The 14,232-nt window shown below is 66.2% G+C and carries 12 protein-coding genes; 1 reads left to right on the top strand and 11 read right to left on the bottom strand.

All coding sequences use genetic code 11. The features are described 5' to 3' along the window. Nucleotides 1–86: 86 nt before the first annotated feature. Nucleotides 87–3,551 (bottom strand): DNA polymerase III subunit alpha, encoded by a 3,465-nt coding sequence (gene dnaE, locus DT343_RS05685; protein WP_112862086.1) that lies wholly within the window; start codon nucleotides 3,549–3,551, stop codon nucleotides 87–89. A 385-nt stretch (nucleotides 3,552–3,936) separates the two neighbouring features. Here dnaE and msrA point away from each other — a divergent pair, with 385 nt between their 5' ends. Beyond that, on the top strand, nucleotides 3,937–4,560 hold the full coding sequence (gene msrA / locus DT343_RS05690) for a peptide-methionine (S)-S-oxide reductase MsrA (RefSeq protein WP_112862087.1): 624 nt from the start codon (nucleotides 3,937–3,939) through the stop codon (nucleotides 4,558–4,560). 14 nt (nucleotides 4,561–4,574) lie between these two features. Here msrA and DT343_RS05695 read toward each other — a convergent pair whose 3' ends face one another. The 10 genes from DT343_RS05695 to nuoN form a co-directional block, all read right to left on the bottom strand. After that, nucleotides 4,575–5,279 (bottom strand): ABC transporter ATP-binding protein, encoded by a 705-nt coding sequence (locus DT343_RS05695; protein WP_112862088.1) that lies wholly within the window; start codon nucleotides 5,277–5,279, stop codon nucleotides 4,575–4,577. Continuing rightward, nucleotides 5,272–6,558, bottom strand: a complete 1,287-nt coding sequence (locus DT343_RS05700) for a lipoprotein-releasing ABC transporter permease subunit (RefSeq protein ID WP_082465008.1) — start codon at nucleotides 6,556–6,558, stop codon at nucleotides 5,272–5,274. Before DT343_RS05700 ends, DT343_RS05695 begins: the two co-directional genes overlap by 8 nt. Then, on the bottom strand, nucleotides 6,555–7,871 hold the full coding sequence (gene proS / locus DT343_RS05705; RefSeq protein ID WP_112862089.1) for a proline--tRNA ligase: 1,317 nt from the start codon (nucleotides 7,869–7,871) through the stop codon (nucleotides 6,555–6,557). The genes DT343_RS05700 and proS overlap by 4 nt, the downstream gene beginning before the upstream one ends. Before the next feature lie 77 nt (nucleotides 7,872–7,948). Then, nucleotides 7,949–8,215, bottom strand: coding sequence for a DUF1467 family protein (locus DT343_RS05710; protein ID WP_017503976.1), 267 nt, complete (start codon nucleotides 8,213–8,215; stop codon nucleotides 7,949–7,951). Between the two features lie 9 nt (nucleotides 8,216–8,224). Further along, nucleotides 8,225–8,563 (bottom strand): DUF3088 family protein, encoded by a 339-nt coding sequence (locus DT343_RS05715; RefSeq protein ID WP_112862090.1) that lies wholly within the window; start codon nucleotides 8,561–8,563, stop codon nucleotides 8,225–8,227. Nucleotides 8,564–8,603: 40 nt separating this feature from the next. Continuing rightward, entirely contained in the window at nucleotides 8,604–9,512 is a 909-nt protein-coding gene (locus DT343_RS05720; RefSeq protein WP_112862091.1) for a hypothetical protein, read from the bottom strand. 56 nt (nucleotides 9,513–9,568) lie between these two features. Then, entirely contained in the window at nucleotides 9,569–11,242 is a 1,674-nt protein-coding gene (locus DT343_RS05725) for a ribonuclease J (RefSeq protein WP_112862092.1), read from the bottom strand. Beyond that, nucleotides 11,243–12,022 (bottom strand): type III pantothenate kinase, encoded by a 780-nt coding sequence (locus DT343_RS05730; protein WP_112862093.1) that lies wholly within the window; start codon nucleotides 12,020–12,022, stop codon nucleotides 11,243–11,245. Beyond that, on the bottom strand, nucleotides 12,019–12,783 hold the full coding sequence (locus DT343_RS05735) for a biotin--[acetyl-CoA-carboxylase] ligase (protein ID WP_112862094.1): 765 nt from the start codon (nucleotides 12,781–12,783) through the stop codon (nucleotides 12,019–12,021). The genes DT343_RS05730 and DT343_RS05735 overlap by 4 nt, the downstream gene beginning before the upstream one ends. Nucleotides 12,784–12,787: 4 nt before the next feature. After that, entirely contained in the window at nucleotides 12,788–14,230 is a 1,443-nt protein-coding gene (gene nuoN, locus DT343_RS05740) for an NADH-quinone oxidoreductase subunit NuoN (RefSeq protein WP_112862095.1), read from the bottom strand. Nucleotides 14,231–14,232 lie beyond the last annotated feature (2 nt).

Here is a 14,232-nt window from a genome sequence, read left to right on the forward strand (position 1 = left end):
CATTGAAGCAAGGGGGCGTGGGACTGCAGCGGCCGAGGGACCAGCCCCGGCCAAAGCCAGGCCAAAAATCAATGCGGCGACCGACATCAGGCGTCCTCCAACATGACGACGCCGGGCGCCGACTTCAGCGCGCCGCGCAACGCGCCGTCCAGGCGGTAGCGGCCGGGAATCTTGACCTCGACCTCGCGGCCCTGATCGAGACCCGCGATCATCAGCGAGACTTCGCCGCCTTTGCCGATCGCGCCCGACCGCGCGCGCTCAAGCCGCGCCTTCAACGCTTCGGCGTCCGCGCTGCGGGCCGAGACATGGATGCGAAGGCCGATGTTGGCGTCGTCCAGCAGATTGTCCATTTGCGAGGCGTCGTCGCCGAAGAAGCGCACCTCCCCCTCCGACGACTTGGCGCGCACCCGCACCATCACCGAGGCGCCGGGCTCCAGCACCTCGCGGCATTTGCGCAGTTGTTCGGGCGGAAACAGGCATTCGAACTCGCCGGTTGGATCCGAGAAGGTCACGAAGGCGAACTTCTCGCCCGTCCGCGCGCTGGCCCGCTCCTGCTTGCGACGCACGACGCCCGCCATCTGGAACGCTTCGTGACCCGACTCCGCCAGTGGAATCGCTTCGGCGACGAAGGTGACGCGCTTGCGCTTCAGGGCTGAGGTCATCTCGTCCAGCGGGTGGCCCGACAGATAGAAGCCGACAGCCGACAGTTCGTGATCCAGCCGCTCCGGACCGACCCAGGGTTCGACGCTCTTCAGACGCGGGCGCGCGGCATGGGCCTGGTCGCCGCCGAACAGCGACACCTGCGATGAGGCGCGTTCGGCCGCCACGCTCTGGCAATAGGCCATCAGAACGTCGGCCTGTTCCAGCAACTGCCGCCGGTTGGGGTGGATGCTGTCGAAGGCGCCGGCCTTGGCCAGACCTTCAAGTGCGCGCTTGTTCACGCTGCGCGGATCGACGCGCTCGAGGAAGTCGAAGATGTCGGCGAACCGCCCGCCCGTCTCGCGCACCTCGATGACGTGTTTCATCGCCTCGAGACCGACATTTCGGATCGCGCCCAGGGCGTAGAGCACCGCCCCCTTGTCGTCGTCCCAGGCCACGTCGAAGTCGGCCGAAGAGCGATTGATGTCGGGCGCCAGGACCGGCACGTCGAACCGTTTGGCATCCTGATAGAAGACCGCCAGTTTGTCGGTGTTCGACAAGTCCAGGCTCATGGACGCCGCGAAGAATTCGACCGGCTGATTGGCCTTCAGCCACCCCGTCTGGAACGAGATCAGGGCGTAGGCGGCGGCGTGGGACTTGTTGAAGCCGTATCCGGCGAATTTGGCGACCAGGTCGAAGATGGAGCCGGACTGCGATTCCGGCACGGCCTTTTCGGCGGCGCCCTTGACGAAGCGAAGGCGCTGGAAATCCATCTCCTCCTTCTTCTTCTTGCCCATGGCCCGGCGCAGCAGGTCGGCCTCGCCCAAGCTGTAGCCCGCCAGGATCTGGGCGATCTTCATCACCTGTTCCTGGTAGATGATGACGCCGTAGGTCTCGGTCAGCACCTCTTTCAGGCTGGGATGCAGGTAATCGACCTCGGCGCGCCCGAACTTGCGGTCGATATAGGTGTCGATCATCTCCATCGGCCCCGGCCGGTAGAGCGAAATCAGGGCGGTGATCTCTTCGATGGAGCCGCAGCGCATCTTGCGCAGGGTGTCGCGCATGCCCTGGGATTCCAGCTGGAACACCCCGACCGTCTGGCCAGAGGCCATCAGTTCATAGGTGCGCGCATCGTCCAGCGGCAGGCTGTTCCAGTCCTTGGCTGCACCGCGCCGTTCGAGATAGCCCCGCGCCCGATCCAGCACCGTCAGCGTCTTCAGGCCCAGGAAGTCGAACTTCACCAGACCCGCCGGCTCGACCCACTTCATGTTGAACTGAGACGCCGGAATGGTGGAACGCGGATCCTGATACAGCGGCACCAGTTCCGTCAGCGGCCGGTCGCCGATGACGATGCCAGCGGCGTGGGTCGAGGCGTTGCGGTATAGCCCCTCCAGCTCCAGCGCGGTTTCCAGCAAGGTCTTCACCGCCGGCTCGGCGTCTCGCGCCTCCTTCAGGCGCGGCTCGATGTCGATGGCCTGGGCCAGGGTGACGGGCGCGGCCGGGTTGTTCGGCACCATCTTGCAGAGCCGGTCGACCTGACCCAACGGCATCTGCAGCACCCGGCCCACGTCGCGCAGCACGGCCCGCGCCTGCAAGGTGCCGAAGGTGATGATCTGGGCCACCCGGTCCTTGCCGTAGCGGTCCTGCACATAGTCGATCACCTCTTCGCGCCGCTCCTGGCAGAAGTCGATGTCGAAGTCGGGCATGGAGACCCGTTCGGGGTTCAGGAACCGTTCGAACAGCAGGCCGAACCGCAGCGGGTCCAGATCGGTAATGGTCAGGGACCAGGCGACCAGCGAACCGGCGCCGGAGCCCCGCCCCGGCCCCACGGGAATGCCGTGGGTCTTGGCCCATTTGATGAAGTCCGACACGATGAGGAAGTAGCCGGGGAAGCCCATCTGCTGGATGATCCCGACCTCCCATTCCAGGCGGGTCCAGTATTCCTCTTCGGGCACGGCCGGCGTGACCTCGGTCAGGCGGACCTTCAGCCCCTCGCGCGCCTGGTGGGCCAGTTCATCGGCCTCGGAGCGCCCGGCGCCGGTATCGAAGCGCGGCAGGATGGGCGCGTGCGTATTGACCAGGAAGGCGCAGCGCCGCGCGATGTCGATGGTGTTGTCGCAAGCCTCGGGCAGGTCGGCGAACAGCTCGCGCATGACGGCGGCGGGCTTGAACCAGTGTTCGCCGGTGATGCGGCGGCGATCCTCCTGGCCGGTGAAGGCGCCGTCGGCGATGCACAGCAGGGCGTCGTGGGACTTCGCCTGCCCCGCCTTGGCGTAATAGACGTCGTTGGTAGCGACCAGCGGCACGTCGTTGGCGTAGGCCCATTCGACCAGCCCCGGCTCGGCGCGCTTTTCGTCCTCCAGCCCGTGGCGTTGCAGCTCGACGTAGAAGCGGTCGCCGAACGCCGCCTTCATCGCCGCCAGAGCAGCGGCGCCTTCGGCCTTCTTGCCTTGGGCGAACAGCGGATCGACCGGGCCGTCCGGGCCTCCGGACAGCAGGATCAGGCCTTCGGAGCGGGCGACCACCTGCTCCCAGGCCACGCCCGGCTCGGCCATTTCTCCGGCGTCCAGATAGGCGGAAGACGACAAGGCGCACAGGTTCAACCACCCGGCTGTATCCTGGGCCAGCAGAACCACGGTCGGAACCTTGGCCCAGCGGGCGTTGATCTGGCCGCCGATCCCGAAGACCGGCAGGGCGCAGGCCACGATCGGTTGAACGCCCGCATCCTTCGCCGTCTGGCTGAACTCCAGCGCGCCGAACAGATTGGCCCGGTCCGCCACCCCAACCGCCGGCATTCCGGCGTCGGCCGCCAGCTTGCCGACCTTGGCCGCCTTGATCGCGCCTTCCAGCAGCGAATAGGCCGAGCGGACCCGCAGATGGACAAAACCCTGACTGTTCACCAGCTCGTTCACGCCTTCTTCGACCCCGGCCCTCTGAAGAGCCCTACTCTAACCTGAGTCTCATATCGGGCGGCGCGCGGCCATCGCAAACCGGCCGTCCGACGGATCGGCTGTGGATCGCTGGCTTTAGACGTTCCAAGAAAAAACACCGTCTAAAGTGTCTAGCTCGTCTGATCTCAGGCGGTGACGCTGATCGCCACGGTCCAGACCATCCATACGAAACCGCCGCACGACGCCAGCGACAGCATATCCCTCATCAAACGCGGCATGACCTTGGCTCCGAGACATCCGATATGTTCTGCTAATGTTCTATGTTGGCGTTTTGTTCCGGTCAAGTCGTTCTCGGTGAAACCGATTGCGGGTCGCCGTCGTAGTCATTGCAACAGGAGATGAGACCATGTCCCTTCGCACGACCGCCCTCGCCACCGTTGCATCCTTGACCGTCGCTGCACTGGCGTTCGGCGCGCCCCTGGCCCGTCAGGCCGAGGCGCAGACGGCGCTTCAGACCGCGATCTTCGCCGGCGGCTGCTTCTGGTCGGAGGAGAAGGCCTTCGACGACGTGCAGGGAGTGCGCTCGGCCGTGTCCGGCTTCGTCGGCGGCCATACCGCCAACCCGACCTATGAGCAGGTGGTGCGCGGCGGCACCGGCCATATGGAGGCGGTGCAGGTGACCTTCGATCCGCGCGTCGTCAGCTATCGCACCTTGGTCGACCGCTACTGGCGCACCATCGACCCGACCGATCCTAACGGTCAATTCTGCGACCAGGGCCCGTCCTATCGATCCGCCGTCTTTGCGACAGCGGCCCAACGCGCGGACGCCATCGCCTCGCGCGATGCGGCGATGCGCGTGCTGAGAAAGAGCTTCACCACGCCGGTCGTCGGCGCCCAGCGGTTCTGGCCAGCGGGCGAGGAGCACCAGAACTACGCCAAACGCCACGCCGCCAGCTATCAGGCCTACCGGATCGGATGCCGCCGCCCCGAACGCCTCCGAGCGATCTGGGGCGACGCCGCCGTCAGCTGATCGATAGGCGTGGCTCAGTAGGCGTGGCTCTGGGCCTCGCGCTGTTCCAGATGACCGTCCTTCAGGGCGAAGACGCGGTCCATATGGCCGGCCAACTCCATATTGTGGGTGGCGATCAGGGCGGCGACGCCCGTGGTCTTGGCCAGGTTGCGCAGGGACTCGAACACCGACTGGCTGGTGGTCGGATCCAGATTGCCGGTCGGCTCGTCGGCCAGCAGCAGGCGTGGGCCGTTGGCCAGCGCGCGGCCGATCGCGACACGCTGCTGTTCGCCGCCAGACAGTTGCGCCGGCTGGTGCGTCAGGCGTTCGCCCAGCCCCAAGGCCGTCAGCGTGACCTCGGCGCGTTTGCGCGCCTCGTCCTGGGACACGCCGGCGATCCGCATCGGCAAAGCGACATTATCGCGCGCATCGAACTCGGGCAGCAGGTGGTGGAACTGATAGACGAAGCCGATCCGGCCCAGGCGCAGGCGTGTGCGGGCGCGCTCGTCCAGATCGCCGACCTGCTCGCCGTCAATGGCGACCGTGCCGCTGGTGGGTTTCTCCAACAGGCCGGCGGCGTGCAGCAGCGACGACTTGCCCGAGCCCGACGGTCCGATCAGTCCGACCAGTTCGCCGGGATAGACGTCCAGATCCACGCCCTTCAGCACGGTCAGGCCGCCTTGGGCGGTGTCGTAGGTGCGGGTCAGGCCGCGCACCGAAAGGATGGGAGCCTTACTCATAGCGCAGCGCCTCCACGGGATCGATGCGAGACGCGTTCCAGGACGGCGGCAGGCTGGCGATACAGCTCATCAACAGAGACCAGAAGGCCACCCAGGTCACGTCCACCGGATCGACCAGGGCCGGGATGGCGTCCAGCATATAGACGTCGGAATCGAACAGCTTGGTCTGCAGGACGAACTCCAGGAAATGCTGGATCGAACCAATGTTCCAGCAGAACAGCAGACCCAGGATCAGGCCCGCGATGGTGCCCGCAACCCCGATCATGGCGCCAGCCATGAAGAAGACGCGCAGGATCGCCGAGGGGCTAGCGCCGATGGTGCGCAGGATGGCGATGTCACGGCCCTTGTTCTTCACCAGCATGACGATGCCGGAGATGATGTTCATGGCGGCGATGGCGACGACGAGGCCCAGGATGATGCTCATGGCCACGCGTTCGACCTTCAGCGCACCGTAGAAGGCGGCGAGGCGCTCGCGCCAGTCGCTGACGACCGAGCCGGGACCGGCCGCGTCGCGGATGGCGGCGGTCAGGGCGCCGACCTGATCGGGATCATCGACCTTGATTTCGATCGCGTCCCAGACCCCTTCCTTGCCGAAGAAGAGCTGCTGCTGCTCCAGAGGCATGAAGATGAAGGCGCGGTCGTAATCGGCGGCGCCCGAACGGAATAGGCCGCCGACGAAATAGGTCTTCTCAAGTCCGCCGAGGTTGCCGAAGGCGCTGTCGGCCCCGGTCGGCGAATACAGGGTCACAGGATCGCCGACGCGCAGGCCCATGGAGTTGGCCAAGGCCGCGCCGACCAGAATGCGGTCGCCGCCATAAGGGCCCTTGCCGAAGCTGGCGCGTTCCTGCGGGCTTAAGCTGTCGAAGACATACTGGGTCTTGGCCAGATCCTCAGGGCGGATGCCCTTGGCGATGGCGCCGGTCGTATAGCTGCCGACGCGGATCAGGCTTTGCGCCTCGTTCAGCGGACTTGCGCTGGCGACGCCGGGCACGGCCTGGATGCGCTTAAGGGCGGCTTCGCGATCCGGCGAGGTCAGGACCTGCCCTTGCACGTACATGTGCCCGTTGAAGGCCAGCATGCGGCCTAGCAGTTCGCTGCGGAAGCCGGACATGATGCTCATCACGCTGATCAGGACGGCCACGGCCAGCATAATGCCGATGAAGCTGATGACGGCGATGGTGGCGACGCCGCCTTCCTTGCGCTTGGCGCGCAGGTAGCGCAGGGCCAGGCCGATCTCCCAAGAGGAGAAGGCGCCGGACGGACGAGACGGCAGGCTCAAGCGGTCAGCCTTTCGATAGCTTCGGCGAGCGGCACGGAGACCTTCTCGCCGGTGGCGCGGCGTTTCAGTTCAACCACGCCGTCCGCCAGTCCCTTGGGACCGATGGTCAGCACCCACGGCACGCCGATCAGGTCAGCGGTGGCGAACTTGCCGCCAGGACGTTCGTCGGTGTCGTCGTAGAGGACGTCCTTGCCGAGCTTTTCAAGCTGGGCCACCGCGTCTTCACAGGCGGCCGAGACGGCCTCGTCATTGGCGCGCAGATTGATCACGACCACGTCGAACGGCGCGACCGCATCGGGCCAGATGATGCCGCCGGCGTCGTGGCTCGCTTCGATGATGGCCCCCAGCAGGCGCGACACGCCGACGCCATAGCTGCCCATGTGGACCTCGGCGTCCTGGCCGTCCGGACCGGCGACCTTGGCCTTCATCGGGGCGGAATATTTGGTGCCGAAGTAGAAGATGTGGCCGACCTCGATGCCGCGCGCCGACAGGCGGTCGCCCTCGGCGGTCTTGGCCTCGAACTGCGCCGGATCGTGCATCTCTTCGGTGGCGGCGTAGAGGGCGGTGCGTTCGTCGAAGACGGCCTGGACGGCTTCCGGGCTGAAGTCGTCGCCGGGCGCGGGCATCTCGACCAGCTTGCGGTCGCAGAAAACCTCGCTCTCGCCGGTTTCAGCCAGAACGATGAACTCATGGCTCAGATCGCCGCCGATGGGGCCGGTGTCCGCGCGCATCGGCACGGCCTTCAGGCCCATGCGGGCGAAGGTGTTCAAATAGGCGACGAACATGCGGTTGTAGGCGACGCGGGCCGCGGCCTCGTCCACGTCGAAGGAATAGGCGTCCTTCATCAGGAACTCGCGCCCGCGCATCACGCCAAAGCGCGGACGGCGCTCGTCGCGGAACTTCCACTGGATGTGAAACAGGTTCAGCGGCAGCGACTTGTAGGACTTCACATAGGCCCGGAAGATGTCGGTGATCATCTCCTCGTTGGTCGGTCCGTATAGTAGCTCACGTTCGTGACGGTCGGTGATACGCAGCATCTCGGGGCCGTAGGCGTCATAGCGGCCGCTCTCGCGCCACAGGTCGGCCAGTTGCAGCGTCGGCATCAGCAGTTCGACGGCCCCGGCCCGCATCTGCTCCTCGCGCACGATCTGCTCGATCTTGCGCAGCACCTTCAGACCCAGCGGCAGCCAGGCGTAGATGCCGGCGGCCTCCTGCTTGATCATGCCGGCGCGCAGCATCAGCTGGTGCGAGACGATCTGGGCGTCCGAAGGAGCTTCCTTCAGCGTGGGCAGGAAAAAGCGCGACAGGCGCATGGTCGGGAATCCTAGGCGTAGAGACGGAACAAGGCTTTAGCCGCTCGGACGGGGCGAAAGCTAGGCCGATGCGTCGTTTAGACGGCCGGGCCGCTGGCGAAGTTCGGCAGCGGCAGCCAGCCCGTGAAGATCAGAACCATGACGAACGCCCAGACCAGGGCCGAGACCCAGGTCGTCGTCAGGAATTTCTTCTTCAGATTGGGCGTCTTGGGCGCGCCCCATTGTGAGCCGTCGGTCGGCGGCTCGTGCGTCTCGCTGGCCGTGCCCAGCGGCAGCACGGCGAACAGGACCGTCCACCAGGCGATAATGTAGATGCCGACCATGGTGAAGACGCCGATGGGCATGACGGACCTCTAGGGATGGGGCCGGCCGACGCCGTAGCGGGCCGCCAGATAGGGAGCGATGGCGTGATCCTGAAGAAACCGCCGGCCGGTCGTTTCGCTGACCTCGGCCTCGGGCCAATCCAGCTCGCCGTCCAGGATCAGGATTGGGCAGCTCTGATGGGCCTCGCCGACTTGGTCGATGACCGGCTGGCGTGGGCGCGGATGGTCCAGATAGACGACATCGAGCGCGTCGCGAAGCTGAGGATAGAAGGCCAGGACACCCTCGATATAGGCCCCGGGCGGGCAGAACCACGGACCGCCCTGGTCGTCGCGCCAGTCGGGGTTCAGCAGGAAGAGTCGCTCGGTCATCGGCGTGGATATATCCGAGTTGAGGCCGTCGGCGCGACCGCTATTCGCACGATGCGCCAAACCCCGGCGCGCGCAGGGCCAGAAGGATCGAAGCACGCGCCTGCTGCGTGATCGCCCCGGCGCCTTGCAGCACGCAGCCGACCGCCGTGTTCGAATTGGGCGCCAGAAGGCCGTAGGTCAGACCCTCCTGCGCGAGCCGCGCCTGGGCGCCCTTCAACGTCTCGATTGCCGTCGCGACGCGCGCCGGGTCATTGGTGATGCGGGTCATCTCGTGCAGCGCCTCGCCCGAGCTGGGAAAGTCATAGGCGTTCGGATCGAACGGCGCGATCTCGGCCGACAGGCGTTCGGGATGAATGTCGATGCCGAACTTGGCGTTCTGACTGGCGGAGAAGGCGATGGCCGGCCCGCTTTCCGGCACGACCAGAATATAGGCATGGCGCGGAAACAGCAGATAGTGCGCCATGAACTTGGTCACCGGCACCAGCGGCATCCCGTCCGGTCCTAGCGCATGGGCGCCGACATAGACGCCCGACGGCACGCTGCGCGCATCGATCCGGCCGTTCAGCTTCAGGATGCGATCGACCATGACGTGGTCGAGCAGAAAGACGCCGTCCTCCGCTTCGCGCTCCAGATAGGCGTGGATGGCGGCGGTGTCGGGCGCAGGCCCCAGATCGCGACCATAGACGGTCGGAAAGGCAGTCGGCGACATCGGCTGACCGTCGGGCGGGCTGAACCATAGTACGCGCAGTTCGTGAACCGTCCGCGCCAAGGGGTCTTCGCCCCGGAACGTCGACAGGCTGAGCACCAGATTGACGACGGCGAACAGGGCGACGAAGCCGACCAGTCCCCGCCCCGCAATCACCGCCCATCGCCGCCAACCGCGCAGCGGATGACGGGCGTGCCGGACCCGCTCCAGCAGGCGGCGCGCACGGGCAGGCTTTTTCGACATGCGTTTCCCCGAGCGTTCAGGCGCACGACCAATGCGCCCGAACGGTCAAGGTTGCATCAGACGCGCAGGACGACCGTCTCGACGATGGGACGACGATCCCAGATCTGCTGGCTGGCCTTTTTCAGCACGCGGGCGACGGCCTGTTCGATGACCATTTCATCGTCCAGCGCATCGCCTTTCAGGCCCTTGACCACCTGTTCGACGCGCTCGGCCAGCTTGTCCAGCGCATCGCCGAGCGGCGTGGCGGTGTCGCCGGGCAGGCCCACGCTGCGGATGTCGATGTCGCTGGCGATGCGACCGCGCTTGTCCAGGGCGAAGCTGACGATAAGCACGCCGTTGGTCGAGGCGTGACGACGTTCCTTCAGGGCCTCGCCCTGCTCGGTCACCAGCATGCCGCCGTCGACGTACAGGCGACCGTTCGGCACCTCGTCGATGATCTTGGCCGGGCCAGGGGCCAGCCGGACCATGTCGCCGTTGCGCGGCGTGACCGTTTCCGGAACGCCCATGTCCTTGGCCAGGTTGGCGTGTTCCAGGAGGAACCGACGCACGCCGTGGGTCGGCACTGCGATCTGCGGCCGGACCCATTCGTACATCTGCTTCAGCTCGTCACGGCAGGGGTGGCCCGAGACGTGGATGCCGGGGTGATCTTTCTCGGTGTAGAGGCGCACGCCGCGATCCGCGAGGCGGTCCTGCAGATTGCCGATCGCCAGTTCGTTTCCGGGGATCTGGCGCGACGAGAAGATGCAGTGGTCGCCCAGACCCAGTTTCACGACCGGGTGGGTGCCGTCAGCGACGCGCGACAGGGCCGCCCTCGCCTCACCCTGGCTGCCGGTGCACAAATACAGGATCTCATCGGCGGGCCAGACGCGGGCCTCCTCGTCCGACAGGAAGGGCTTCACGTCCTTCAGCATGCCGACGTGCTTGGCCGCCGCCGTGATCCGGTGCATCGACCGGCCGGCCAGGGCCACGCGACGCCCGCAGGCCTCGGCCGCACGGATCACGCTGTCCATCCGGGCGACGTTGGAGGCGAAACAGCCGACCGCAACACGCCCCTTCAGGCTGGCGATCAGCTTGGAGATGGCGACGGCGACATCGCCTTCGGACCCAGCGACGCCCGGCACGAAGACATTGGTCGAATCACAGACCATGGCCAGCACGCCTTCGTCGCCCAGGGCGCGGATGACGGGGGCGTCGGTCTTGGTCCCGATCACCGGCTGGTCGTCGATCTTCCAGTCGCCGGTGTGGAACACCATTCCCAGCGGCGTATCGATGGCCAGGCCGCTGGGCTCGGCGATCGAGTGGGTCATGTTGACGAAGGTCACGCCGAAGGTGCCGATGTCCACGGTCCCGCCCAGCGGCGCCTCGATCAGTTCGACCTCGTCCAGAATGCCGCGCTCGCGCAGCTTGTCGCGGATCAGATAGGCGGTGAAGGGCGTGGCGTAGATCGGCGCCTTGATTCGCGGCCACAACCAGCCCAGAGCGCCGATGTGATCTTCGTGCGCGTGGGTCAGGACGATGCCCTTGATGTTTTCACCCTCCAGGAAGGTGGGATCGGGCACGATCACGTCCACGCCGGGCGTGGACAGGTCGCCGAAGGTGACGCCGACATCGACGATCAGCCATTCACGGTTCGCCTCTGGGCCGAAGCCATAGGCGTTCAGGTTCATACCGACCTCGTCCGAGCCGCCCAGCGGCAGGAAAACGAGTTCGTCTTGGGTTTGCTTTTTCATTCAATCAGTCAAATGGGCGTTACGACGCCAGATTTCGAGGAGGCCGCGAATAGTCAGGTCGGGATCGAAGTGATCGATGCTGTCGGTCGCGCCTTCGAACAGGCTGGCGACCCCGCCGGTGCCGACGACGGTCATGGGCTTGCCCCACTCCGCCTTGATGCGCCCGACCAGGCCTTCGATCAACGAGATATAGCCCCAGAAAACGCCGGACTGCATGGCCTCGACCGTGCCCTTGCCGATGACGTGTTCGGGTTTCTGAATGGCGATGCGCGGCAGTTTGGCGGCAGCTTCATGCAGGGCCTGAAGCGACAGATTGATGCCGGGCGCGATCAGACCGCCCTCGAATGCGCCGTCGCCCGAAACGATGTCGAAGGTCGTCGCCGTGCCGCTGTCGATCAGCAGAAGGTCGCCGCGATACATCAGCGACGCGCCCACAGCGTTCACCAGACGGTCGGCGCCCGCCTCGCTGGGCTTGGCGATCCGCACGTCGATGCCCAGCTCGGCGTTCTCACCGATGACCAGCGGTTCGATGTTCAGATAGCGCCGCGCCAGATTGCGCAGGTTGAAGATCGACTGGGGCACGACGCTGGAGATGATGCAGCCGCTCAAGGCCCCGAAGGCCAGCCCCTTCATTACCATCAGTTGGTTCAGCCAGACGGCGTATTCGTCGGCCGTGCGGCTGGCCTCGGTCGCGGCGCGCCACTGGGCGATCCAATCCGTGCCGTCATGGACCGCGAACAGCGTATTGGTGTTGCCCTGCTCGATGGCGAGAAGCATCAGGCGGCCCCGGCGTTCGGCATGGTGCCAAAGAAGACATCTCCGGCGGAGATCAGACGCACCGAGCCGTCGGCCAGGCGCAGACGCAGGGCGCCGTCCGGCTCCACGCCCTCGGCCACACCCTCGATGGTCTCATTGTCCAGACGCGCGACGCATGGTCCGTTCAACCCCGTCAGGCGGCTGGTCCAGGCGTCCAGCACAGGCTCAAAGCCCATCGTCTGCCAGCGCCCCCACCAGACGGCGAAGGTCTCGGCCAGGATTTCGGCAGCGGCCTCAATCGGCGGGACATAGGCCAGGTCGGCGCGAAGACGCTCTGCAACCGAGGTCGCCCCCCGTTCGGTGCCCTCGGGCGCATGGGCCAGGTTCACGCCGATGCCGACCGCCAGCCAGAGGTCGCCGTTCGCGTGCCGCCCGGATTCGACCAGAATGCCAGAAACCTTGACCCCGTCCAGCAGGACGTCGTTCGGCCATTTGATCGAAACAAGCGCGGGCGAAACGAAGACATCCAACAGGTCTGCGACGGCCAGGGCGGCGATGAAGGTGGCCTGGGCCGCCTCCGCAGCCGACTTGGGCGTGGTGATCAGAAGAGTGGCGGCCAGATTGCCCTGGTCGGTGTCCCACTTGCGACCCCGCCGACCGCGGCCGGCGGTCTGGCGGCGCGCCACGATCCAGCGCGGCCCCGCCTCTCCGGCCTCGGCGCGGCGGCGCGCCTCGGCGTTGGTCGAGTCGATCTCGTCGAGTATGACCAGAGGGACGGGCGCCAACGCCCTACCCGTTCCCGAAGCCAGCGCTCGCAGCCTTGGTCAGCGGCTCCAGCCAGGTCAGACCGACGATCACCAGCGGGAAGGCGAAGGCGGCGCAGGCCCACCCGATCCACTTGGCCTCGACCGGCGCGGCGTCGGTCGCGATGTCGTCCACCGGCGCATCGAACCACATCAGCTTGATGATGCGCAGATAGTAGAAGGCGGCGACGACCGAGGCGACCAGACCGGCGGCCGCAACGGGCCACAAACCCGCGTCAGCGGCGGCGCCGAACACATAGTATTTGCCCCAGAAGCCCGAGAACGGCGGCATGCCCAGGACCGACAGCGACAGGATGGTCAGGGCGACGGCCGTCAGCGGACGATCCTTCTTCAGGCCAGCGAGGTCGGCGATGCGGCGGATCGGACGGCCCGACTTGGACAGGCTGAGCAGGATGGCGAAGAAGCCCAGTTGGTCGATGACATACAGCGTCATGAACATCAGCATGGCCTGCAGGCCCTCGGCCGTGCCCGCCGCAATGCCCAGCAGGGCGTAACCGATGTTTGCGATCGAAGAATAGGCCAGCAGGCGCTGGATGTCCTTTTGAGCCAGACCGCCAAAGGCGCCGACGACGAAGCTGATCAGCGAGATGGCGATCAGGACCTGCGACCACTGCGCGTGGGCGTCGCCGAAACCGTTTTCCAGCGCGCGGGCGATCAGCACCATGGCCGCGACCTTAGGCGCCGTGGCGAACAGGGCCACGACCGGAGTCGGCGCGCCTTCATAGACGTCGGGCGTCCACATGTGGAACGGCGCGGCCGAAACCTTGAACGCCAGGCCGCAGATCAGGAAGACCAGGCCGAAGACCAGACCCGGGCCGGGATTGTCGGCGGCGACGGCGGCGATGTCCTCGAACCGCATCGAGCCGGCGAAGCCGTAGATCAGGCTGGCGCCATACAGCAGCAGACCCGACGACAGCGCGCCCAGGACGAAATACTTAAGGCCCGCTTCCGACGCCTTGACGTCGTTGCGGTGGAAGGCCGCCAGAACATACAGGGCCAGCGAGTGCAACTCGATCCCGACATACATGGAGATCAGGTCGCCCGAGGACGCCATCATCCCCATGCCGGCCGAGGCCAGCACGATCAGGACCGGATATTCGAACTTGGCGATGCGGGTGCGCTTCATCCAGCCGTCGCCCAGCACGACCGCCACGGCGGCCGACAGATAGATCAGGCTCTTGGCGTAGATGGCCAGCGGATCGGCGACATAGGCGCCGTTGAAGGCGACGCCCCACGGTCCGACGATCGAGATGACCGACGCGACGATCAGCAGCAGGACCGACAGGATCGAGACCAGACGGGCGCTCTTGTCGCCCATGAAGGCGCCGACCATCAGCAGGACCAGGGCGCCGACCGCGAGGGTGACTTCCGAGGCGGCGAGATGCAGGGCGGAGGATAGATCAGGCATCT

Origin of the sequence: Brevundimonas vesicularis, assembly GCF_900445985.1 — a bacterium.
GTDB classification, from domain to species: Bacteria; Pseudomonadota; Alphaproteobacteria; order Caulobacterales; family Caulobacteraceae; genus Brevundimonas; species Brevundimonas vesicularis_D.

Coding starts and splice junctions, on each gene's coding strand:
- DT343_RS05725 (WP_112862092.1), bottom strand. CDS start 11,242: ATGAAAAAGCAAACCCAAGACGAACTCGTTTTCCTGCCGCTGGGCGGC.
- DT343_RS05720 (WP_112862091.1), bottom strand. CDS start 9,512: ATGTCGAAAAAGCCTGCCCGTGCGCGCCGCCTGCTGGAGCGGGTCCGG.
- nuoN (WP_112862095.1), bottom strand. CDS start 14,230: ATGCCTGATCTATCCTCCGCCCTGCATCTCGCCGCCTCGGAAGTCACC.
- DT343_RS05715 (WP_112862090.1), bottom strand. CDS start 8,563: ATGACCGAGCGACTCTTCCTGCTGAACCCCGACTGGCGCGACGACCAG.
- proS (WP_112862089.1), bottom strand. CDS start 7,871: ATGCGCCTGTCGCGCTTTTTCCTGCCCACGCTGAAGGAAGCTCCTTCG.
- DT343_RS05710 (WP_017503976.1), bottom strand. CDS start 8,215: ATGCCCATCGGCGTCTTCACCATGGTCGGCATCTACATTATCGCCTGG.
- msrA (WP_112862087.1), top strand. CDS start 3,937: ATGTCCCTTCGCACGACCGCCCTCGCCACCGTTGCATCCTTGACCGTC.
- DT343_RS05695 (WP_112862088.1), bottom strand. CDS start 5,279: ATGAGTAAGGCTCCCATCCTTTCGGTGCGCGGCCTGACCCGCACCTAC.